Here is a 1009-nt window from a genome sequence, read left to right on the forward strand (position 1 = left end):
CTCCAGCGCGGCGGCCTCCGTGGGCGCGGTGTAGACCGGCTTGAGCGCCTTGGCGATGGCATCCCAGTGCTGGCGGGCGGCATACCGGAACGACGCGCGCAGCAGGTGCACCACGCACGTCTGGACGACCGCCTGGGGCCAGACCTGCTCGATGGCCTGCGGCAGTCCTTTGAGACCGTCGCAGACCACCATCAGCGCATCCGCCACGCCGCGGTTCTTGATCTCGGTCAGTACGTGCAACCAGAACTTGGCGCCCTCGCCGCCGTCGCCGGCCCACAGCCCAAGGATGTCGCGCTCGCCATCCACCGTCACCGCCATCGCCACGTAAATCGGCCGGTTGGCGACCTGGCCCTCGCGCAGCTTCACGTGGATGGCGTCGATGAACAGGACCGGGTAGACGGGGTCGAGCGGCCGATTTTGCCACTCGGCCATCCCGTCCAGCACCTTGTCGGTGATGGTGGAGATGGTCTGCCTGGACACCTCGGCGCCGTAGACCTCAGCCAGGTGGGCGGAGATCTCGCCGGTGGTCAGACCCTTGGCGGCCAGCGAGATGACCATCTCATCCACCCCGGACAGCCGCCGCTGCCGCTTACGCACGATCTTCGGCTCGAAGCTGCCGTCCCGATCGCGTGGCACGCTGATCTCGACCGGCCCGACGTCGGTGATGACGGTCTTGGAGCGGGCGCCGTTGCGGCTGTTGCCTGTCTCGCTTGCACCGCGTTCATGCTTGTCATAGCCGAGATGGTCGGTGATCTCGCCTTCCAGCGCGGACTCCAGCACCAGCTTGGTCAGCCGGCCGAGCAGCCCGTTTTCACCCACCAGTTCCACACCCTCGGCACGGGCCTGATCGACCAGCCGGGCCACCAGTTCCCGATCCGAATCCCTGGCCTTGCTCTCCTTGGGCTGCTTGCGCGCCACGCCGGCGTCCTCCAGGTCGATCTCCGTCGATGCCTGGATCACAGTACTCATCAGGTGCGTTCTCCTTGATCAGGAGTTACACCAGTGACCG

At 66.6% G+C, this 1009-nt stretch carries 1 protein-coding gene; it reads right to left on the minus strand.

Annotation, left to right across the window (positions count from 1 at the left end; genetic code table 11):
• Window positions 1-969: IS256 family transposase (locus ACIHFD_RS67950; protein ID WP_397375985.1), on the minus strand; the 969-nt coding region annotated here is incomplete at its 3' end.
• Between the last annotated feature and the right edge of the window lie 40 nt (window positions 970-1009).

This window comes from Nonomuraea sp. NPDC051941, from assembly GCF_044593615.1.